The organism is Pseudomonas sp. Kh14 (genome assembly GCF_900291005.1).
GTDB classification, from domain to species: Bacteria; Pseudomonadota; Gammaproteobacteria; order Pseudomonadales; family Pseudomonadaceae; genus Aquipseudomonas; species Aquipseudomonas alloputida.
This window is the reverse complement of sequence record NZ_OLKJ01000010.1, coordinates 173,774-192,873: the sequence shown is the minus strand read 5'-3', so window position 1 is coordinate 192,873 and position 19,100 is coordinate 173,774. Positions and strand designations below refer to the sequence as shown.

General features: G+C 61.9%; 18 protein-coding genes. 11 read left to right on the top strand and 7 right to left on the bottom strand.

The genetic code is table 11. From position 1 onward, the window contains the following. Positions 1–106: 106 nt before the first annotated feature. From FQ668_RS04490 to FQ668_RS04475, 4 genes are all read left to right on the top strand, one after another. A complete protein-coding gene (locus FQ668_RS04490) occupies positions 107–1,483 on the top strand; it encodes an L-serine ammonia-lyase (RefSeq protein WP_014589842.1) in 1,377 nt (458 codons plus the stop codon). A 27-nt stretch (positions 1,484–1,510) separates the two neighbouring features. Continuing rightward, on the top strand, positions 1,511–2,632 hold the full coding sequence (gcvT, locus tag FQ668_RS04485) for a glycine cleavage system aminomethyltransferase GcvT (RefSeq protein WP_014589841.1): 1,122 nt from the start codon (positions 1,511–1,513) through the stop codon (positions 2,630–2,632). 357 nt (positions 2,633–2,989) lie between these two features. Then, complete coding sequence (locus FQ668_RS04480; RefSeq protein ID WP_014589840.1) at positions 2,990–3,199, top strand: cold-shock protein; 210 nt, start codon at positions 2,990–2,992, stop codon at positions 3,197–3,199. Between the two features lie 89 nt (positions 3,200–3,288). Beyond that, the gene (locus tag FQ668_RS04475; RefSeq protein WP_003255094.1) at positions 3,289–3,777 is read left to right on the top strand and encodes an RDD family protein; all 489 of its coding nucleotides are present in this window, start codon (positions 3,289–3,291) and stop codon (positions 3,775–3,777) included. A 148-nt stretch (positions 3,778–3,925) separates the two neighbouring features. Here the strand turns inward: FQ668_RS04475 and lptG are convergent, their stop codons facing one another. Beyond that, positions 3,926–4,987 (bottom strand): LPS export ABC transporter permease LptG, encoded by a 1,062-nt coding sequence (gene lptG, locus FQ668_RS04470; protein WP_010952171.1) that lies wholly within the window; start codon positions 4,985–4,987, stop codon positions 3,926–3,928. Further along, positions 4,980–6,095: an LPS export ABC transporter permease LptF gene (gene lptF, locus FQ668_RS04465; RefSeq protein ID WP_004575655.1), complete on the bottom strand. Its 1,116-nt coding sequence runs from the start codon at positions 6,093–6,095 to the stop codon at positions 4,980–4,982. Before lptF ends, lptG begins: the two co-directional genes overlap by 8 nt. A gap of 301 nt (positions 6,096–6,396) precedes the next feature. Between lptF and FQ668_RS04455 the strand changes: the two genes are divergently transcribed. The 5 genes from FQ668_RS04455 to rlmF all read left to right on the top strand — a co-directional run bounded on the left by FQ668_RS04455 (position 6,397) and on the right by rlmF (position 12,898). After that, positions 6,397–7,890, top strand: coding sequence for a leucyl aminopeptidase (locus tag FQ668_RS04455; protein WP_019437022.1), 1,494 nt, complete (start codon positions 6,397–6,399; stop codon positions 7,888–7,890). Positions 7,891–7,940: 50 nt separating this feature from the next. Continuing rightward, positions 7,941–8,369, top strand: a complete 429-nt coding sequence (locus FQ668_RS04450) for a DNA polymerase III subunit chi (protein WP_014589838.1) — start codon at positions 7,941–7,943, stop codon at positions 8,367–8,369. Between the two features lie 5 nt (positions 8,370–8,374). Next, entirely contained in the window at positions 8,375–8,740 is a 366-nt protein-coding gene (locus FQ668_RS04445; protein ID WP_019437023.1) for a hypothetical protein, read from the top strand. 179 nt (positions 8,741–8,919) lie between these two features. Next, on the top strand, positions 8,920–11,766 hold the full coding sequence (locus FQ668_RS04440) for a valine--tRNA ligase (RefSeq protein WP_003255103.1): 2,847 nt from the start codon (positions 8,920–8,922) through the stop codon (positions 11,764–11,766). Positions 11,767–11,944: 178 nt separating this feature from the next. Continuing rightward, positions 11,945–12,898, top strand: a complete 954-nt coding sequence (gene rlmF / locus FQ668_RS04435; protein WP_019437024.1) for a 23S rRNA (adenine(1618)-N(6))-methyltransferase RlmF — start codon at positions 11,945–11,947, stop codon at positions 12,896–12,898. Between the two features lie 47 nt (positions 12,899–12,945). On the opposite strand, the gene FQ668_RS04430 is transcribed toward rlmF, so the two are convergent. Then, positions 12,946–13,227 carry an HU family DNA-binding protein gene (locus tag FQ668_RS04430; RefSeq protein ID WP_003255106.1) on the bottom strand — a complete coding sequence of 94 codons (282 nt, stop codon included), beginning with the start codon at positions 13,225–13,227 and terminating at the stop codon, positions 12,946–12,948. Between the two features lie 370 nt (positions 13,228–13,597). On the opposite strand from FQ668_RS04430, the gene yejK reads away from it, so the two are divergent. Continuing rightward, positions 13,598–14,605 carry a nucleoid-associated protein YejK gene (yejK, locus tag FQ668_RS04425; RefSeq protein ID WP_010952163.1) on the top strand — a complete coding sequence of 336 codons (1,008 nt, stop codon included), beginning with the start codon at positions 13,598–13,600 and terminating at the stop codon, positions 14,603–14,605. On the opposite strand, the gene FQ668_RS04420 is transcribed toward yejK, so the two are convergent. From FQ668_RS04420 to FQ668_RS04405, 4 genes are all read right to left on the bottom strand, one after another. Then, a complete protein-coding gene (locus FQ668_RS04420; protein ID WP_041166850.1) occupies positions 14,553–14,894 on the bottom strand; it encodes a GIY-YIG nuclease family protein in 342 nt (113 codons plus the stop codon). The genes yejK and FQ668_RS04420 overlap by 53 nt on opposite strands. Beyond that, complete coding sequence (locus tag FQ668_RS04415; RefSeq protein ID WP_014589835.1) at positions 14,887–15,363, bottom strand: nuclear transport factor 2 family protein; 477 nt, start codon at positions 15,361–15,363, stop codon at positions 14,887–14,889. Before FQ668_RS04415 ends, FQ668_RS04420 begins: the two co-directional genes overlap by 8 nt. Before the next feature lie 109 nt (positions 15,364–15,472). Then, positions 15,473–16,753, bottom strand: a complete 1,281-nt coding sequence (locus FQ668_RS04410) for an MFS transporter (RefSeq protein WP_019438074.1) — start codon at positions 16,751–16,753, stop codon at positions 15,473–15,475. 13 nt (positions 16,754–16,766) lie between these two features. Continuing rightward, positions 16,767–17,417 (bottom strand): FadR/GntR family transcriptional regulator, encoded by a 651-nt coding sequence (locus FQ668_RS04405; protein WP_014589833.1) that lies wholly within the window; start codon positions 17,415–17,417, stop codon positions 16,767–16,769. 139 nt (positions 17,418–17,556) lie between these two features. Between FQ668_RS04405 and FQ668_RS04400 the strand changes: the two genes are divergently transcribed. Next, positions 17,557–18,741, top strand: coding sequence for an alkaline phosphatase family protein (locus FQ668_RS04400; protein WP_053867785.1), 1,185 nt, complete (start codon positions 17,557–17,559; stop codon positions 18,739–18,741). The last annotated feature ends 359 nt before the right edge of the window (positions 18,742–19,100 follow it).

Sequence of the window (19,100 nt, the reverse complement as noted above, 5' to 3'; positions counted from 1 at the left end):
GGAGCGGGTTCACCCGCGAATGCGATGGTGGCTATACCGCCGCATTCGCGGGTAAACCGCTCCTACAGGGCTCAACGTCCGCCCAACAAACTGGCAGGAGGTCAACATGTCACTGAGCGTCTTCGACCTGTTCAAGATCGGCATCGGTCCCTCCAGCTCCCACACGGTCGGCCCGATGCGCGCCGCTGCGCGGTTTGCCGAAGGGCTGCGCCGTGACGGCCTGCTGGCCCGCACCGCCAGCGTCAAAGCCGAGCTGTATGGCTCACTGGGCGCCACAGGCAAAGGCCACGGCAGTGACAAAGCCGTGCTGCTGGGCCTTGAAGGCGAACACCCGGACATTATCGACACCGACAGCATTCCCGCCCGCCTTCAGGTCATCCGCGACAGCGGACGCATCAACCTGCTGGGCGAGCAAAGCATTGCGTTCATCGAAAAGCAGCACCTGGCGATGATCCGCAAGCCGTTGGACTACCACCCCAATGGCATGATCTTCCGCGCGTTCGACGACGCAGGCCTGCAAATCCGAAGCCGCGAGTACTACTCGGTTGGCGGTGGTTTCGTGGTCGACGAGGACGCTGCCGGCCACGACCGCATCGTCGAGGACACAACGGTGCTGGCCTATCCGTTCAAGACCGCCAAGGCGCTCCTCGGCCACTGCACCGCGCATGACCTGTCGGTGAGCCAGGTGATGCTGGCCAACGAGTCCGCCTGGCGCCCTGAAGCAGAAACCCGAGCCGGGCTGCTGCGCATCTGGCAGGTGATGCAAGATTGCGTCGCGGCAGGTTGCCAGCATGAGGGCATATTACCAGGAGGGCTCAAGGTCAAACGCCGCGCGCCGGCCCTGTACCGCCAACTGAGCGGCCACCCGGAAGCCAGCCTGCGTGACGCCCTGTCTGTGCTCGACTGGGTCAACCTCTACGCCTTGGCGGTGAACGAGGAAAACGCCAATGGCGGTCGTGTGGTCACCGCCCCTACCAACGGCGCAGCGGGCATCGTCCCGGCAGTCCTTCACTACTACATGCGCTTCGTCCCCGGTGCCAGCGAGGACGGGGTGGTGCGCTTTCTGCTCACTGCCGCAGCCATCGGCATCCTGTACAAGGAAAACGCCTCCATCTCCGGGGCCGAAGTGGGCTGCCAGGGCGAGGTCGGCGTCGCCTGCTCGATGGCCGCCGGGGCGCTGTGCGAAGTGATGGGCGGCAGCGTGCAGCAGGTGGAGAACGCCGCCGAAATAGGGATGGAACACAACCTGGGCCTGACCTGCGACCCGATCGGCGGCCTCGTGCAGGTGCCCTGTATCGAGCGCAATGCGATGGGCTCGGTGAAGGCCATCAACGCGGTCCGCATGGCCCTGCGCGGCGACGGGCAGCACTACGTGTCGCTGGACAAGGTCATCCGCACCATGCGCCAGACCGGCGCCGACATGAAAAGCAAATACAAAGAGACCGCCCGTGGCGGCCTGGCCGTCAACATCATCGAATGTTGACCCGACAACAACACCAAGGAGTCACCGATGTCCGAAACACTGCTCAAGACCCCACTGCACGCCCTGCACCTGGAACTGGGTGCGCGCATGGTGCCGTTCGCCGGCTACGACATGCCGGTGCAGTACCCGCTGGGCGTGCTCAAGGAGCACCTGCACACCCGCGAGCAGGCCGGCCTGTTCGACGTCTCGCACATGGGCCAGATCATTCTGCGAGGCGCTGACGCCGCCAAGGCGCTGGAAAGCCTGGTACCGGTGGACATCATCGACCTGCCGGTGGGCATGCAGCGCTATGCCATGTTCACCAATGAGCAAGGCGGCATTCTCGATGACCTGATGGTGGCCAACCTGGGCGACGACACCCTGTTCCTGGTGGTCAACGCTGCCTGCAAGGACCAGGACCTGGCTCACCTGCAATCCCACATTGGCAACCGTTGCGAGGTGCAGCCGCTGTTCGAGGAGCGTGCCCTGCTCGCCCTGCAAGGCCCGGCTGCAGTCAAGGTGCTGGAACGCCTGGCCCCAGAAGTGGCCGGCATGACCTTCATGCAGTTCCGCCGAGTAACACTGCTGGAGGTGGACTGCTTCGTCAGCCGCTCGGGCTACACCGGCGAAGACGGCTACGAGATCTCGGTACCGGTCAACGCTGCCGACGCCCTGGCTCGCCGCCTGCTGGCCGAGCCGGAAGTACAGCCGATCGGCTTGGGCGCACGCGACTCGCTGCGCCTGGAAGCTGGCCTGTGCCTGTATGGCCATGACATGAACAGCGAGACTACGCCGATCGAAGCCAGCCTGCTGTGGGCGATTTCCAAAGTGCGCCGTGCCGATGGTGCACGCGCAGCGGGTTTCCCGGGCGCCGAGGCGATCTTCACCCAACAGCGCGATGGCGTGGCGCGCAAACGTGTCGGCCTGTTGCCGCAAGAGCGCACGCCAGTACGTGAGGGTGCGGATATAGTAGATGCCAACGACAAACCGGTAGGCAAAGTGTGCAGCGGCGGATTTGGCCCGACACTCGGCGCACCGGTTGCAATGGGTTATATCGATAGTGAACATAGCGCCCTCGACACGCCACTTTTTGCTGTCGTGCGCGGCAAGAAGGTGGCCTTGAAAGTCAGTAAAATGCCTTTCGTGACACCACGTTACTACCGTGGCTGAAACGGCTTTGTGAAGGTTTTGGGCAGCGTAGACATATTCGTTTTCGAACCTGCACAATAACTTTTGAACATGGCGCCAGGCCAGGCGCCATGCCGTTTCCGACAAATCGGTCGGTTATCGGCAAGCCGCCAGTTTTCCATACGACCAAGGGCTTGTTTTTCGCTCGGGAGTTGGCGTAGAGTCACTGCACTGTGTTTGCATGGGTCGCAACAGTTCGTGACCTGGGCCAGTAGCCGAGATTTGCTACAACCCGTTCGACGTCTCTTACTTCCTGCAACCCAGCCCAGTAATCTTTCGCTTACAAAAAAGTGCGAAAGTAACTGTCATCAAAATTTAAGTTTCATAGGAAATAAGACAATGGCTGAGCGTCAGAAGGGTACCGTCAAGTGGTTCAATGACGAAAAAGGTTACGGCTTCATCACCCCAGAAAGCGGTCCGGATCTCTTCGTTCACTTCCGCGCTATTGAAGGCAACGGCTTCAAGAGCCTGAAAGAAGGCCAGCAAGTCACCTTCGAAGCAGTCCAGGGCCAGAAAGGCATGCAGGCTGACAAGGTTCAACCTGTCTGATCCAGCGCCAGACTTTGAAAAGCCCCTGCCAAGTGCAGGGGCTTTTTTTTGCCCGTAGAATAGTGGGCTCGTCTTTTGGAGCGTCCTGCATGTCCAAGCCTCTACTCACTCCCCAGGGAGATTTTCCGCCGGTCGGCCTGGGCCGGCGCCTGGCAGCGATGTTCTATGACTTTTTACTGTGCACCGCACTGCTGATCGTGACCGCCGGCGCCTACAAGATGATTCAGATGTCGATCATCGGCGAAGCACGCATGCGCGAGCTGACCGAGGCCGGCGCACTGGATGGCGACCCATTGCTGTCTACGGTATTGCTGTTTGCCCTGTTCGGCTTCTTTGCCAAGTTCTGGACCCACGGCGGGCAGACGCTGGGTATGCAGGTATGGGGCGTTCGGGTGCAGAATGCCGATGGCTCGGCCATCAGCCTGTGGCAGGCGCTGTTGCGGTTCGTCGTGTCGATCGCCTCATGGCTGTGCCTGGGGCTGGGTTTTTTCTGGGTGCTGATCGACAAGCGCAAGCGTGGTTGGCATGACATCTATTCGGAAAGCCAGCTGGTGCGAGTGCCTAAACAGAAGAAATGAGCCAGAGGATTGGAGTTGCCGGTTCGGGCCGTTTCCTGATGCCTGCGCGATACCTGTAGGAGCGGGTTTACCCGCGAAGAGGCCGGGCCAGATTAACACCCATGAAAAAGCCGACCCTGAGGTCGGCTTTCTTGTGCAGCTCAGGCTATTAACCTGCCCGGCGCAACAACCACACACCGGCCAAGGCACAGATGCCCGCTGGTATCACCACCGCCAGCAGTGGCGGGAAGCCGAATACCTGGCTCGACGGCCCAAGCAGGTCCTGGCCAATGCGAAACACGAAGCCCACCAGTACACCCGTGAACACGCGCTGACCAAGGGTTACCGAACGCAGCGGGCCAAAGATGAACGAGATCGCCATCAGCACCAGGGCCGCCGTTACCATCGGCTGCAGCACCTTGGTCCAGAACGCCAGCCAGTAGCGGGAGTTGTTCAGCCCCTGATCAGACAAGTAGTGGATGTAATCCCACAACCCGGTAATCGAAAGCGACTCCGGCGCGAGGATCACGGTATTGAGCAGTTCTGGCGTGAGCGAAACATCCCAGCGCTCCTCCGGCGCGTTGACCACCTCGGTGTGGTCGCCGCGGAAGTAGGTGGTACGCACATCGGCGAGCAGCCAGTGGTCGTTCTGGTACTGCGCACGGCGGGCAAAGCTCGAGGTGACAATCTTGCGCTCGCTGTCGAAGCGGTAGCGGGTCACGCCCAGCAGCAGGCCATCGGGCTGTACGGCGTTGATGTGCACGTACTCCTCGCCCTGGCGGTGCCACATGCCACGTTTTGAGCTTTGTGCTTCACCACCACCCTGGGCCAGGGAACGGTCGGCCTGGGCCTTGTTCTCGGTCACCGGTGCCACATATTCGCCAATCAGCAGCCCCACCAGCATCAGCACCAGCATCGGCTTCATCACCGCCCAGACGATACGGCCGATGGACACGCCGGCCGCACGCATGATGGTCAGCTCGCTGCTGCTGGCCAGACTGCCCAGGCCGATCAGGCAACCGATCAGGGCGGCCATTGGCAGCATTTCATACAGCCGCCGAGGTGCGGTAAGCAGGACGAAGTTGCCCGCTTCCATCACCGTGTAGGTGTCACTCAGGTCGCCCATTTCATCGATGAAGGCGAAAAGCGAAGCCAGGCCGAGGATGATCCCCAGCACCGCCAGGATGGCCAGCAGCACGCTCTGGCCGATGTAGCGATCGAGCTTAGCCATGGGCCACCTCCGCACGGCGGGCGGCACGTTTCAGGCGCAGCGGCTCCCAGTACATCAGGCCAAGGCCGATCAGCAGGAACAGGCCGTGGACCCACCACATGCCCAGGGCGATCGGCAGTTTGCCCTTCTCGAGGGCGCCGCGTACGGAAATCAGCATTGTCAGGTAGGCCATGTACAGAAGAATTGCCGGCAGCAGCTTGAGGAAGCGGCCCTGGCGCGGGTTGACCCGCGACAGTGGCACCGCCAGCAGGGTGACGACGAACACCAGGATCGGCAGCGACAGCCGCCATTGCAGCTCGGCGCGCTCACGCAGGCCCTCCTTGCCGATCAGTTCGGAGGTGGGAAGCGCTTCGCGCTCGGTCACTTCCTCGGCGACTTCCGGCTTGGGCAGCAGCACACCGTAGGTGTCGTACTTGATGGCGCGATAGTCGGCCTGGCCTGGGTTGCCGTCGTAGCGGTAACCGTTTTCCAGCACCAGGTAGCGGTTGCCGTCGGCCTGGATTTCCTGGTGGCCTTTCTCGGCGACCAACACCGACGGGGCGCGATCCTTGGTCTTGTCCTGGTTGAAGCGCTTCTCGGAGATGAACACCCCGCCCAGGTTGATGCGGTCATCCGACAGTTGCTCGGTATAGGTTACCCGCGAGCCATCACGCAAGGTCTGGAAGCGGCCCGGGACCAAGGTGTCGAACTCGGTCAGGGCATCCTGCTGGCTGATGATCTGCTGCACCTGGGCAACGCCCAGGGGGGCCAGGCTCAGGCTCAGCCAGGCCACCAGCAGGGCAACCAGGGCAGCCGGCGCCATGGTCATGCCCAGCAGGCGCTGCTGGCTCATGCCAGTGGCCGACAGCACGGTCATCTCGCTTTCCAGGTACAGGCGCCCGTAAGCCAGGAGGATGCCGAGGAACAGCCCCAGAGGCAGGATCAGTTGCAGGAAGCCTGGCAAGCGGAAGCCCATGATCAGGAACAACACGCCAGGGTCGAGCACGCCCTGGGCAGCCTGGGCCAGGTACTTGATGAAGCGCCCGCTCATGATGATCACCAACAGCACAGCGCTGACGGCGCTCAAGGTGACCAGGACCTCGCGGGACAGATAACGAAAGACGATCAAACCAGACACTCCTGGGTTGTCAGGGCGGACTGCCATGCAATGGCGCCAAACAATGACTTAGTACATCCAAGACCAATGCCGGTTCGCCAAAGGCGAACCTCCATGTAAAGTGCGCGCATTATCCTGTGATTGACCGCCCCTGTCACTTGGCCGCGTACGAAGGCGCACATCGGGGTTGTCAGCACGCTTGCCACAGGCTCAAACTGGCAGCTTTTCCGCTGGTGCGCGACGACGCGGCCAGGCCCGTCCAGAGCGCTGGAACACACAGCGCCATTCGTATCGATCATTCGGGGATCCTGACATGGAACTGGTTGTAAAAAGCGTAGCTGCTGCATCTGTAAAAACCGCCACCCTGGTCCTTCCAATCGGTGAAAAACGCAAGCTCGGCGCTGTTGCCCAGGCTGTCGACCAGGCCTGCGAAGGCGCCATCAGCGCCGTGCTCAAACGCGGCGACCTGGCCGGCAAGCCGGGCCAGACCCTGCTGCTACAGAACCTTCCGGGCCTGAAGGCCGAGCGCGTGCTGCTGGTGGGCAGCGGCAAGGAAGAAGCCCTTGGCGACCGCGCCTGGCGCAAACTGGTGGCCAGTGTCGCTGGCGTGCTCAAGGGCCTGAACGGCGCTGACGCAGTACTGGCCCTGGACGATATCGCGGTCAGCAACCGCGACGCCCATTACGGCAAGTACCGCCTGCTGGCCGAAACCCTGCTGGACGGCGAATATGTGTTCGACCGTTTCAAAAGCCAGAAAGCCGAGCCGCGTGCGCTGAAAAAGGTCACCCTGCTGGCCGACAAAGCCGGCCAGGCCGAAGTCGAGCGTGCGGTCAAGCATGCCAGCGCCATCGCCAGCGGTATGGCCTTCACCCGCGACCTCGGCAACCTGCCGCCCAACCTTTGCCACCCAAGCTTCCTGGCCGAACAGGCGAAAGAGCTGGGCAAGGCGCACAAGGCCCTCAAGGTTGAAGTACTGGACGAGAAAAAGATCAAGGACCTGGGCATGGGCGCGTTCTACGCCGTGGGCCAGGGCAGCGACCAGCCGCCACGCCTGATCGTGCTCAATTACCAGGGCGGCAAAAAGGCCGACAAGCCATTCGTGCTGGTGGGTAAAGGCATTACCTTCGACACCGGCGGCATCAGCCTCAAGCCAGGCGCCGGCATGGATGAAATGAAGTACGACATGTGCGGCGCCGCCAGCGTGTTCGGCACCCTGCGTGCAGTGCTCGAGCTGCAACTGCCGATCAACCTGGTGTGCCTGCTGGCCTGCGCCGAGAACATGCCAAGCGGCGGTGCCACCCGCCCAGGTGACATCGTCACCACCATGAGCGGCCAGACCGTGGAAATCCTCAACACCGACGCTGAAGGCCGTCTGGTGCTGTGCGACACCCTGACCTACGCCGAGCGCTTCAAGCCGCAGGCGGTCATCGACATCGCCACCCTGACCGGCGCATGCATCGTCGCCCTGGGCAGCCACACCTCCGGCCTGATGGGCAATAACGACGACCTGGTCGGGCAGTTGCTCGATGCCGGCAAGCGCGCCGACGACCGTGCCTGGCAATTGCCGCTGTTCGAGGAATACCAGGAGCAACTGGACAGCCCGTTCGCCGACATGGGCAACATCGGTGGGCCGAAGGCCGGTACGATCACCGCGGGTTGCTTCCTGTCGCGCTTCGCCAAAGCGTACAACTGGGCGCACATGGACATTGCCGGTACCGCCTGGGTCAGTGGCGGCAAGGACAAAGGCGCCACTGGCCGCCCGGTACCTCTGCTGACCCAGTACCTGCTGGACCGCGCTGGCGCCTGAAGCCGTGAAGCCGGTGGTGCCTTGCGCGCCACCGGCCGGCGATTCCCACCATGAGCAAAGTCGACTTCTACATTCTGCCCACCGACTCGCTGTCGGCGCGGCTCGATTTCGCCTGCAAGCTGTGCGAGAAGGCCTGGCGCCTCGGCCACCGGGTCTATCTGCACTGCCAGGATGCAGAACAGCGCATTGAACTGGACCAACGCTTGTGGCGCTTCAAGGGCGAGGCCTTCGTGCCCCACGACCTCGCCGAGGTGCATGCCGATGCTGACGTGGTTCTGGGCCTGACTGACAACGCCGGCGAGCACCACGGTCTGCTGATCAACCTCGGCGCCAGCGTGCCGGGCTTTGTCGGGCAGTTCGAGCGGGTGGCCGAAATCGTTGTTGAAGAGCCGGCTATCCGCCAATCAGCCCGTGAACGATTCCGTTTCTACCGTGAACAGGGCTATGCTCTGCAAGACCACCGCTTACAGCGACTTTGACGACGATGGACAAGCCCTCCCCTTTGCCCGATTCCGCCCATCTGCTCGATGACCTCGAGTCGATCCGTCAGCTGCTTGGCGACGCCGACCTGCAACCGCCACTGCTCACCGAGACGGTAGAGCAGATTCCGTTGCTGCTGGACGAAGCCGCCAGCGACCCCGCGGCACCCACCGAACCGGTAGCTGCCGAACCTGAGGACGACCCGCAGACCCGCCGCCAGGACACCCTGCTGCACCTGGAAAGCGAGCTGCGCGCCGCAGCACAGATGATCATGCAGGACGTGATCAACGACTTTACCCCGCATATCGAGAACGAAATCAAGCGCCGGCTGGATGCGCGGATCGAGCGGCTGATCAAGCGTTCCGAGTAGAACCGGCAACGGTGTCGCCTGCTTCGCGGGCGCGCCCGCTCCCACAGGTTCGAAGCCTGCGCTTTGCCGGCGAAGCAGGCGACTCTGTTCCGACAGTTGTCAGCAGCTTGTCGCCTGCGGCCCCCAGCTTGGTTATACTTCCCGGCTTTCCCGAATAAATGCACAGGGTCCCGCCGCGCATGGATAAGACCTACCAGCCGCACGCAATCGAAACTTCCTGGTACAACACCTGGGAGTCCGAGAACTATTTCGCTCCACAAGGTGCAGGCGAGTCCTACACCATCATGATCCCGCCGCCGAACGTAACCGGCAGCCTGCACATGGGCCACGGGTTCAACAACGCGATCATGGACGCCCTGATCCGTTTCCGCCGCATGCAAGGCCGCGACACCCTGTGGCAGCCGGGTACCGATCACGCGGGTATCGCCACGCAGATGTTGGTCGAGCGCCAACTTGAAGCCAAAGGCCAGAACCGTCATGACCTGGGCCGCGAAAAGTTCCTGGAAAAAGTCTGGGAATGGAAGGATCAGTCCGGTGGCAACATCAGCCGCCAGATTCGCCGCCTGGGCTCGTCAGTAGACTGGAGCCGCGAGCGCTTCACCATGGACGACGGCCTCTCCGAAGCGGTAAAAGAAGCGTTCGTGCGCCTGCATGAAGACGGCCTTATCTACCGGGGCAAGCGCCTGGTCAACTGGGATACCAAGCTGCACACAGCCATCTCCGACCTCGAAGTGGAAAACCACGATGAGAAAGGCCACCTGTGGAACCTGCGCTACCCGCTGGCCGACGGCGCCAAGACCGCCGAAGGCCAGGACTACCTGGTAGTTGCCACCACGCGCCCGGAAACCCTGCTGGGTGACGCTGCCGTGGCCGTCAACCCGAACGACGAACGCTATCAGGCACTGATCGGCAAATTCGTCGAACTGCCATTGGTCGGCCGCCGCATCCCGATCATCGCCGATGACTACTGCGACCCCGAGTTCGGTACCGGTTGCGTGAAGATCACCCCGGCCCACGACTTCAACGACTACGAAGTCGGCAAGCGTCACAACCTGCCGCTGCTGAACATCTTCGACAAGAACGCCTTCGTGCTGGCCAGCGCCCAGGCCTTCAACCTCGACGGCAGCGTTAACGAGCAGGTCGACACCCAACTGCCGGCCCAGTACGCCAACCTTGACCGCTTTGTCGCGCGCAAGCAGATCGTCGCCGACCTGGACGCCCAGGGCCTGCTGGTCAGCATCGACGACCACGCCCTGAAAGTGCCGAAAGGCGACCGCTCCGGCACGGTCATCGAGCCGTGGCTGACCGACCAGTGGTACGTTTCCACCAAGCCGCTGGCAGAGCCTGCCATCGCCGCCGTAGAAGATGGCCGCATCCAGTTCGTGCCCAAGCAATACGAGAACATGTACTTCTCCTGGATGCGCGATATCCAGGACTGGTGCATCAGCCGCCAACTGTGGTGGGGCCACCGCATTCCAGCGTGGTACGACGAGGCCGGCCAGGTCTACGTTGGCCGCAACGAGGAAGAAGTGCGCGCCAAACACAAGCTGGGCGCCGACGTGGTCCTGCGTCAGGATGACGACGTACTCGACACCTGGTTCAGCTCGGGCCTGTGGACATTCTCCACCCTGGGCTGGCCGGAACAGACCGAATTCCTCAAGAAGTTCCACTCCACCGACGTGCTGGTGACTGGCTTCGACATCATCTTCTTCTGGGTTGCGCGCATGATCATGCTGACCATGCACCTGATCAAGAACGAAGACGGCACCCCGCAGGTACCGTTCAAGACCGTGTACGTACACGGCCTGGTACGGGACGGCCAGGGCCAGAAGATGTCCAAGTCCAAAGGCAACGTGCTGGACCCGCTGGACATCGTCGACGGTATTACCCTCGACGCCCTGCTGGAAAAACGCACCAGCGGCATGATGCAGCCCAAGCTTGCCGAGAAGATCGCCAAGCAGACCAAGGCCGAGTTCCCCGAAGGTATTGCCAGCTACGGCACCGACGCCCTGCGCTTCACCTTCTGCTCGCTGGCTTCGACAGGCCGCGACATCAAGTTCGACATGGGCCGCGTCGAAGGCTACCGCAACTTCTGCAACAAGATCTGGAACGCTGCCCGCTACGTCCTGGACAAGGGCGAAGACTGCGGCCAGAACGGCGAAGCTTACGAGCTGTCGCTGGCCGACCGCTGGATCATCTCGCAGCTTCAGCGTACCGAAGCTGAAGTAACCCGCCAGCTGGAGCAGTTCCGCTTCGACCTGGCCAGCCAGGCGCTGTACGAGTTCATCTGGAACCAGTACTGCGACTGGTACCTGGAGCTGTCCAAACCAGTACTGTGGGACGAAAATGCCCCGGTAGAGCGCGCCCGCGGCACTCGCCGCACTTTGGTGCGCGTACTGGAAGTGGCACTGCGTCTTGCACATCCGTTCATGCCGTTCATCACCGAAGAAATCTGGCAGCGCATCGCGCCGCTGGCCGGCATCGACGGCAAGACCATCATGCTGCAGCCATGGCCAGTGGCCAACGAAGCACGCATTGACGCCGCTGCCGAAGGCGACATCGAGTGGCTGAAAGAGTTGATGGTCGGCCTGCGCAATATCCGCGCCGAAATGAACATCGGCCCGGGCAAGCCGCTGCCGCTGTTCCTGAAGAACGCCAACGCCGACGACCAGCGCCGCCTGCAGGAAAACGAAGCGCTGCTGAAGAAGCTGGCCAAGGTCGAGTCGTTCACCGTACTGGGTGATGCCGACGAAGCGCCGCTGTCCGCTACCGCCCTGGTCGGTGACCTGCAGGTGCTGGTGCCAATGGCCGGGCTGATCGACAAGGATGCCGAGCTGGCGCGCCTGAACAAGGAAATCCAGCGTCTGCAAGGTGAAGTGCAACGTGTTGGCGGCAAGCTGTCCAACGCAGCCTTCGTCGACAAGGCCCCGCCTGCGGTGATCGAGAAGGAACGCGCCAAGCTGGCCGAGTCCGAACAGGCCCTGGCCAACTTCACCGAGCAGCATGCGCGGATTGCAGCGCTGTAATCACTAGAGAGACCGTTGGGGTCGCTGCACGGCCCTTTCGCGACACAAGGCCGCTCCCACAGGACGGCGCCAACCTTCAAGGCGCCACCACCCTGTGGGAGCGGCCTTGTGTTGCGAAAGGGCTGCGTAGCAGCCCCAGGTTCTTCAAGCCACCGCTCGTATAGGGCTGGACACTGCCATGACCCCGAACAAACCCACCCTGCACCCTCGCAACCGCCACCAGGGTCGCTACGACTTCCCCAGCCTGATCAAGGCCCACCCTGATCTGGCCCGTTTCACCATCACCAACCCCCACGGCAAGCCCAGCATCGACTTTGCCAACCCCGAAGCCGTCCGCGTGTTCAACCGTGCACTGCTCAAGGCCCAGTACGGCATCCAGCACTGGGACATCCCGGCCGATTACCTGTGCCCGCCCATTCCTGGCCGTGCCGACTACATCCACGTAGCCGCCGATCTGTTGGCCGATGACAATGCCGGCGACGTCCCAAGGGGTGCCCAAGTGCGCGCGCTGGACATCGGCGTGGGGGCCAACTGCATCTATCCACTGCTGGGCTACAGCGACTACCGCTGGCGCTTCCTCGGCTCGGATATCGACCCGGTGGCGCTGGCCTCGGCCAAGGCTATCGTCCAGGCCAATGGCCTGGGCAAAGCCATTACCCTGCGCCAGCAGGCCAACCGAGCGCACATCCTCAGCGGCCTGCTGCAGGAGGGCGAACGCTTCGACCTGACCCTGTGCAACCCGCCCTTCCATGCCTCACGCGACGAAGCCACCCGCGGCAGCCAGCGCAAATGGAAGAACCTCGGCAAACAGGACCCCAAACGCAAGCTGCCCGTGCTGAACTTCGGTGGCCAGAACAATGAACTGTGGTGCGAGGGTGGCGAAATCCGCTTTGTCACCCAGCTGATTGGCGAAAGCGTGCAGTACGCCGAACGGGTACTTTGGTTCACCAGCCTGGTATCCAAGGCCAGCAACCTGCCGGGCATCGAGGCCGCGTTGAAGAAGTCCGGCGCCAAGGCCGTACGCATCATTGAGATGGGCCAGGGGCAGAAACAGAGCCGCATGGTCGCCTGGAGCTTCCATGACGACGCCGCACGCCAGGCCTGGCACGCCCAGCGTAAATCACAGGCATGAAAAAACCGCGCCCGGGCAAGCCGGGCGCGGTTTCGTCAAAGCAACAATTACTTGTTGATGGCGTCGGTCAGCACTTTGGCTGGAACGAACTTTACGACTTTCTTGGCAGCGATTTCGATGGCAGCGCCAGTCGAAGGGTTGCGGCCGGTACGGGCAGGACGCTCGGAGACTTTCAGCTTGCCGATGCCTGGCAGAGTGATTTCAGCGCCGTTTTCCAGTTGGTCAGCAACGATCTGGCCCAGTTGCTCCAGAGCGTTCTTGGCGGTGGCTTTTGGCGCGGCGATCGATTCGGCGATGTCGGCAATCAGTTGGTCTTTGGTCAATGCCATGGTGGTGTTCCTTCCCTATCAAATTCGATGGTTAAGCAGCGGACTACGACGTTATCGGGCCAGCCCCTTGAAATGGAGGGCCGCGCCAATTGCGTATGTAGATACGAAAATCGGCGTTTGGTTCGACACGACGAAAGCATGCTGCCAGCAATGCGCCACACGAGGGGCGCAAGACCGCGCAAAACTACCACATGAATGGATAAATATCCGCTTCGCACTTTGATTAAATGCAGGTTTTTCGGGGGTTTCAGCTGAAAACACACAAAATTGAACAAAAAACGAACAACCGACATATCTGCCAACATACGGCCACTGCATCACCTCAGGTCTAGGTTAAACTTGGCAACTTTTGCAGCTCGCCGAGAATTCCATGCCAATCCGTCATTGCATCGTTCACCTGATCGACAAAAAGCCCGATGGCAGCCCCGCCGTGCTGCATGCTCGCGACTCCGAACTGGCTGCCTCCGATGCCATCGAAAACCTCCTGGCCGACCTCAATGACAGCTACAACGCCAAGCAAGGCAAGGCCTGGGGCTTTTTCCACGGCGAATCGGGCGCCTACCCGCTGAGCGGCTGGCTGAAGCAGTACCTGGATGAAGAAAAAGACTTCACCGCCTTCAGCCGCGTGGCTGTCGAGCATCTGCAGAAGCTGATGGAAGAGTCCAACCTGTCCACCGGCGGCCACATCCTGTTTGCCCACTATCAGCAAGGCATGACCGAGTACCTGGCAATCGCCCTGCTGCACCATAGCGAAGGCGTGGCGGTGAATGCCCAGCTCGACGTGACCCCTTCCCGTCACCTCGACCTTGGCCAGCTGCACCTGGCAGCACGCATCAACCTGTCGGAGTGGAAGAACAACCAGAACTCCAGGCAGTATATTTCGTTCATCAAGGGCAAGAACGGCAAGAAGGTGTCGGATTACTTCCGCGACTTCATCGGCTGCCAGGAAGGCGTCGACGGCCCGGGCGAAACCCGCACCCTGCTCAAGGCCTTCAGCGATTTCGTCGAAAGCGAAGACCTGCCGGAAGAATCCGCCCGCGAAAAGACCCAGACCCTGGTCGAGTACGCCACCACCCAGACCAAGCTGGGCGAGCCGGTGACGCTCGAAGAGCTGTCCAGCCTGATCGACGAGGACCGCCCCAAAGCGTTCTACGACCACATCCGCAACAAGGACTACGGCCTGTCGCCGGAAATTCCTGCTGACAAACGCACCCTCAATCAGTTCCGCCGTTTCACCGGGCGTGCCGAGGGGCTGTCGATCAGCTTCGAGGCACATCTGCTGGGGGACAAGGTAGAGTATGACGAAGCAGCGGGGACCTTGATCATCAAGGGGCTGCCGACAACCTTGGTGGATCAGCTGAAGCGCCGCAAGGACTGATTTCCCCCAAGCCGCCAAAGGAGGCCACCAGTGCCTCCTTCGCCGACTTGCGCAGCCGCTTCACCAACCGCTCCTGGCGCAGCGCCGCGCCCTTGTCCGGCCACTGCTCCACATACACCAGCGCCTGGGCCGGGCTGGTCTTGAAATAGCGGGCGCCCTGCCCTTTCTGATGCGCGGCGAACCGACGCTGCGGGTCATCGCTGATGCCGCAATACAACGAGCCATTGGCTGCCCTTACCAGATAGACAAACCAGGGCTTACCAACGGCAGGTTCGACGACGTCACTCACCCTGGGCCTGCTGGAATGCGCGCAACCCCTTGAATGCCTGCAGGCGGACCTTGTTCTGCATCAGCGGCGACCACCCCAGCAGCATTCCAGGAACACCCAACGCTTGCCGCGACCAGCGCCACAGGTCAAAGGTGTCGTCATGCTGGCAAATCAGCCCATCACGAATGACAAAGCGTGCCTGGATATCGTTGACCACAACACGGCCGGTCTGGCTGAACAGGTAGGTAGCCACCCAGTGCGCGCTGCCACTGTGCTCATCTGCGCGTATGCTGTCGAATGTCAGGGTGAAGTTCTTGGCGCGGGTGGTGAGCATCCGCCACATATCGCCTGCGTCCTTGCCGCGCAGGGTGCCGAACACCGGGTCGCTGAAAACGATATCGTTGCTGTAGCAGGCCAGCATGGCGTCGGCATCCAGGCGCTGGAAAGCCTGGTAGAAACGGGTAATCAGGGCGCGGTTGGCATCGCTCATTGGGGGCTGGTCCGTCCTAGGTTCGAAAACTGCACGATAATCTGCCCCGGTGCCTTATGCCAGTCCCGCCCTCTTGGCAGGCACGAGGACAGGACTGCTAAAACAGGCCTCAGACTTTTTCGCAGGTCGCCTGCACATGCAGCGCCCGCCCGGCACCCAGCCCAAATACGACGGCACCAACGCCCAGCACCGCAAAAATCCAACCCAGTGCCGCCCAGCCGCCGGTCAGGTCATGCACCAGCCCCACCGCAAAAGGCCCCATCGAGGCCAGGGTATAACCCACCCCTTGGGCCATGCTCGACAAGTTCGCCGCCACGTGGGCGTCCTTCGAGCGCAGCACGATCAAGGTCAGCGCCAGGGCAAAGGTACCGCCCTGCCCCAGGCCCAGCACAATGGCCCACCCCCACAGTCCGGAAAGTGGCGCATACAGGCAACCGAACAGCCCCGCCAGCGTACCCGACATGACCACCACGATTGCCAGCCGCTGGTCCTTGCCGCGGGTGGCCAGCCAGGGGGCGCTGAGCGAGCTGATCAACTGCACGATTACCGACCCTGACAGCACCAAACCTGCCTCGGTCGGGGTGAGGCCGCGGCCGATCAGGATCGATGGCAACCAACCGAACACGATGTAAGCCAGTGATGACTGCAGGCCCATATACAGGGTCACCTGCCAGGCCAGTGGGTCACGCCACAAGCCTCGCACGCGATAGGCCACCTTGTGCAGGCCATGCCCCTGACGGGCCTGTGGCAGCCACACCAGCATGGCCAGCAAAGCCGGCAGCACCCAGAAGCCCAACCCCAGTGCCCAGCTGCCGTCGAAATGCTGGGCCAAAGGTACGGTGGCACCTGCGGCCATGGCCGCGCCCAGGCATAATGCCATGGTGTATACACCGGTGAGCGTGCCAGCATGCTGTGGAAAGTCGCGCTTGACGATACCTGGCAACAATACGCCGATAATGCCGATGCTGGCCCCCGCCATCAGGCTGCCGAGGAACACCCCGATAGCCCCAAAAGTACTTCGTACCACGAGGCCAAGTGCCAGGGTGAGGAGGATGCCAAGAATCACCCGCTCGCTGCCAAAGCGCCGAGCCAGCAACGGCGCCAAGGGCGCAAACAGGCCCAGGCAGAGCACCGGCAAGGTGGTCAGCAAGCCAGCCTGTGAAGCATTCAGCCCCAAGCCTTCAGATACTTGGCCCAGCACCGGCGCCATGCTCGATAATGCCGGGCGCAGGTTCAAGGCCACCAGCACCAGGCCCATCAGCAACAGCCAGGGCCGCCGCAACACCACAGCCTGCTGCTGGACCTGTTCGTCGTCAGCTTCAGCGTCGATCAGCAGCTCATCGAGATCCCGCTCGTTCGATGGGGTATTACGGGTGATGGATTCAGCCATGGCCTTCTCGGTGTCAGGATTCAATGAGGGTACGGGTCAGGCGCTTGGCCCGTTCAGCGTCACGTTGCTCGATGGCGTCGAGGATTTGCCCGTGCAAGTCGAACGTGGCCTGGCAGCGCGGAACGGTGGCCATATTGTGTTGCAGAGCGGCAGCCACGACCCCGGAAAAGTAACGGTACAGTTCGCTTAATGCCGGATTATGGGCGGCATCGACCAACCGCTGATGAAACACCAGGTCGCAGGCCACATAGGCATCGACATCGCCGTGAAAATGCCCGGCACTGCCTTCCAGGGCATCCCGTAGCGCTTGCAGGTCGGCATCGGTACGGCGCAAGGCCGCCAGCCCGACGGCCTCCGCCTCGAGGATATGGCGGGTTTCACGGGCCTGCTCGGGCGTACACCGGGACATCGCGTGCACCGCCTGCAGCGGGTCCTGGGCAGTGCGCAGGTAGCTGCCGTCGCCCTGGCGAATTTCCACCAGGCCACTGAACGCCAGCACGCGCATGGCCTCACGCACGGTGTTGCGGCTGATGCCCAGCTGCAAGGCAAGCTCTGGCTCGGTAGGCAGGCGCTGACCGACCTGCCAATCGCCCAGCACGATGCACTCGCGCATGCGCTCTACCGCCAACTCCACCAGGGAGCGCTTGGTCAGCTCAGTATTCATGCCACTCAACCAATCATCCGACGAATTGCTGCAGCTTACTGGATTGCAGGCAAAGAGGTAAACCACCTGGTATTTCTGCCAGTTGTGGGCATGCCACTTTGTCGCAACGCTCGTTGCGTGCTTTCAAGGATGCGCCCCCATGCGACTGGCAAGTTTGCTGTTATTGCTGTTCCTGGCCCTTCAGCCGGGCTGTGACCCGGCCCGACACCCGAGCCGCCCTAAGACCTTGCTCATCGGCATTGATGGCGTGCAATTGCAGCAGTACCTGCAACTGGGCGATGCGACCAACCTGAAACAGCGGCTGCACTATGGAAGGGCTTACGCCGGGGGGATCAATGGTAAAGCCAGCGAGCAACCCACCTTGAAAGGCCCTGGCTGGATCACTTTGCTGACTGGCGTGTGGAGCGACAAGCATGGCGTTGAATCGGACGACGACTCCCAACGGGTCAACCGGGCGTTTCCTAGCCTGTTCAAGCGGCTACGCCTGGCCTACCCCAATGCCTACCTCTCCAGCATCGTAAGCTGGTCGCCCATCAACACGGCGTTTCTGCTGGAGGACGCTCATGACGCCGATGTACGCGAAAGTGGTTTGCCAGATGAACAGGTGATTGAGCGTACGTTGCAGACCCTTGGTGACACACCCGCTGACTTCACGTTCATTCAACTGGACGAACCTGACCAGATCGGACATCAAAGGGGTTATGGTGAGCACTATGCGCAGTCGTTACGCAAGGCCGACAATGAGATCGGGTGGCTATTGGACAAGGTAGACCAGCGGCGTCGCATGTTCCCACAGGAAGACTGGCTGGTACTCGTCAGTACCAACCATGGCCGGGACTATTGGGGAAAAGGCCATGGTGGCGCTTCGGAGCAGGAAAAGAGCATCTTCATCGCCAGCAACAAACCGTTGAATCAGGAACTGACCGAGCTGAGCATTCCTGTGGAAATGCCTGGGCCCGGAGGTCTGTACGGGCTTCCCGCGCAGACCTCCGTAGCGCCCACGGTGTTGCGCCACATGGGCCTCAAGCTGCAGCCGGAATGGCTATTGGACGGCACGCCTTTACTGGGTGATACCGGCGTGCGCAAGGCGCGGGCCGACGAAAACAAAGGACGGCTACGCTGGAACAGTAACGCCAAGGGTTATCTGACCATCATCAAGAACGGCCATGTGGTTGCCCAGGTTGCGGCCAGAGACGAGCAATGGACCGATCCGGAGGGGATGGACAAGCAGAACGATTATGCGCTGGTGCTGGATGGTACACCGGCGGCAGTGCGCAACAGGCCGACAGCCAAACCGTTTGTAATCGAAGATCGCCGCTATTAATCCCTTGAGAAGCAACAGCTCTGCCGTTCCTCAAGGGCTGGCGCGCCCCCCCGTAGGAGCGGGTTCACCCGCGAAAGGGCCGGCCCTGCTGGCCAATTTCACCAGCCGTTCAGCGTTGCCGCCGCTACCGTATTCGCGGGTAAACCCGCTCCTACATTGGACGCGCACAGGCTGTTGTAGGAGCGGGTTCACCCGCGAATGGGCCGGGCCTGCTGGCCAATTTCCACCGACCGTTCGCCGCTGCCGCCGCTACCGTATTCGCGGGTAAACCCGCTCCTACGATGGACGCGCACAGGCTGTTGTAGGAGCGGGTTCACCCGCGAATGGGCCGGGCCTGCTGGCCAATTTCCACCGGCCGT

Coding starts and splice junctions, on each gene's coding strand:
- gcvT (WP_014589841.1), top strand. CDS start 1,511: ATGTCCGAAACACTGCTCAAGACCCCACTGCACGCCCTGCACCTGGAA.
- FQ668_RS04475 (WP_003255094.1), top strand. CDS start 3,289: ATGTCCAAGCCTCTACTCACTCCCCAGGGAGATTTTCCGCCGGTCGGC.
- FQ668_RS04480 (WP_014589840.1), top strand. CDS start 2,990: ATGGCTGAGCGTCAGAAGGGTACCGTCAAGTGGTTCAATGACGAAAAA.
- yejK (WP_010952163.1), top strand. CDS start 13,598: ATGCCAATCCGTCATTGCATCGTTCACCTGATCGACAAAAAGCCCGAT.
- FQ668_RS04410 (WP_019438074.1), bottom strand. CDS start 16,753: ATGGCTGAATCCATCACCCGTAATACCCCATCGAACGAGCGGGATCTC.
- FQ668_RS04455 (WP_019437022.1), top strand. CDS start 6,397: ATGGAACTGGTTGTAAAAAGCGTAGCTGCTGCATCTGTAAAAACCGCC.
- FQ668_RS04490 (WP_014589842.1), top strand. CDS start 107: ATGTCACTGAGCGTCTTCGACCTGTTCAAGATCGGCATCGGTCCCTCC.
- FQ668_RS04440 (WP_003255103.1), top strand. CDS start 8,920: ATGGATAAGACCTACCAGCCGCACGCAATCGAAACTTCCTGGTACAAC.
- FQ668_RS04405 (WP_014589833.1), bottom strand. CDS start 17,417: ATGAATACTGAGCTGACCAAGCGCTCCCTGGTGGAGTTGGCGGTAGAG.
- FQ668_RS04415 (WP_014589835.1), bottom strand. CDS start 15,363: ATGAGCGATGCCAACCGCGCCCTGATTACCCGTTTCTACCAGGCTTTC.
- FQ668_RS04430 (WP_003255106.1), bottom strand. CDS start 13,227: ATGGCATTGACCAAAGACCAACTGATTGCCGACATCGCCGAATCGATC.
- FQ668_RS04400 (WP_053867785.1), top strand. CDS start 17,557: ATGCGACTGGCAAGTTTGCTGTTATTGCTGTTCCTGGCCCTTCAGCCG.
- lptG (WP_010952171.1), bottom strand. CDS start 4,987: ATGGCTAAGCTCGATCGCTACATCGGCCAGAGCGTGCTGCTGGCCATC.
- rlmF (WP_019437024.1), top strand. CDS start 11,945: ATGACCCCGAACAAACCCACCCTGCACCCTCGCAACCGCCACCAGGGT.
- FQ668_RS04445 (WP_019437023.1), top strand. CDS start 8,375: ATGGACAAGCCCTCCCCTTTGCCCGATTCCGCCCATCTGCTCGATGAC.
- FQ668_RS04450 (WP_014589838.1), top strand. CDS start 7,941: ATGAGCAAAGTCGACTTCTACATTCTGCCCACCGACTCGCTGTCGGCG.